Annotated in this window: 1 protein-coding gene and 1 pseudogene; both read left to right on the top strand. The window is 70.5% G+C overall.

Annotation, left to right across the window (positions count from 1 at the left end; all coding sequences use genetic code 11):
* Positions 1-462 (top strand): annotated as a pseudogene (locus G3N93_RS40270) (NAD/FAD-binding protein); the annotation flags it as partial.
* On the top strand, positions 459-1076 hold a 618-nt coding region (locus tag G3N93_RS40265; protein WP_206135552.1), incomplete at its 3' end, for a DUF1365 domain-containing protein. The pseudogene G3N93_RS40270 and the gene G3N93_RS40265, both read left to right, overlap by 4 nt.

Here is a 1076-nt window from a genome sequence, read left to right as displayed (position 1 = left end):
AGCGACGCCGAGCGCGGCGTGCTGGGCGCCGTGCGCTACCGGCACAACGTCGCGGTGCTGCATACCGATACGGCGTTGCTGCCGCGCCGGCGGCGCGTCTGGTCGGCGTGGAACTACCTGAGCCGCCGTACCGCGCCGGCCGCCGGCGGTGCATCGCCCGTGTGCGTCAGCTACCTGATCAACCAGCTGCAGCCGCTGCCATTCCGCACGCCGGTCGTCGTCACGCTGAATCCGGTCGACGCGCCCGCGCCCGGCACGCAGCTCGGTCGCTACGATTACGAGCATCCGCTGCTCGATCTCGCCGCCGTCGATGCCCAGCAACGCCTGCCCGCGCTGCAGGGGCGCCGCCGCACCTGGTTCGCGGGTGCGTGGACCGGCTACGGCTTTCACGAGGACGGCCTGAAATCCGCATTGCGCGTGGTCGACGATTTCGGCGTGAAGCCGGCCTGGGCCACGTCATGAACGCGCCGTTCGCACGCGACGGCAGCGCCGCGCGGCTTCTCGTCGGGTACGTGACGCACGAACGGCTGCGGCCCGTGCGCCACGCGTTCACGTATCCGCTCTTCCAGGTCTGCTGCGACGTCGAGCGGCTCCACGAGATCGACGGCCGCTGGTTCGGCATCGATCGCTGGCGGCCGCTCGGCCTCGCGTCGCGCGACTACGGCCCGCGCGACGGCCAGCCGCTCGCACCGTGGATGCGTGCCCGCCTCGCCGAAGCCGGCATTCCGGCCGATGGCCCGATCTGGCTGCAGACGATTCCGCGCATGTTCGGCCACGCATTCAATCCGGTGAGCTTCTGGTACTGCTACGACCGTGCGGGCCGGCTCCGCGCGCTGTATGCCGATGTGCGCAACACATTCGGCGCGCACCACGGTTACCTGCTGAGCGCGCCGTGCCACGCGCCGATCGGCGGCGGCACCGTGCTCGTGTGCCGCAAGACGTTTCACGTATCGCCTTTCTGCGACGTCGTCGGGCATTACGCGTTTCGTGTGCGGCAGTGCGGAGACCGCCTGCTCGTCGCCATCGACTACCGCGACGACGGCGGCCTGCTGCTGCGTACCGCGCTCGGCATGCGA

This window comes from Burkholderia sp. Se-20378 (assembly GCF_017104665.1).
Lineage (GTDB): Bacteria > Pseudomonadota > Gammaproteobacteria > Burkholderiales > Burkholderiaceae > Burkholderia > Burkholderia lata.
The sequence above is the reverse complement of the archived record's forward strand: the minus strand, read 5'-3'. Positions and strand labels throughout refer to the sequence as shown.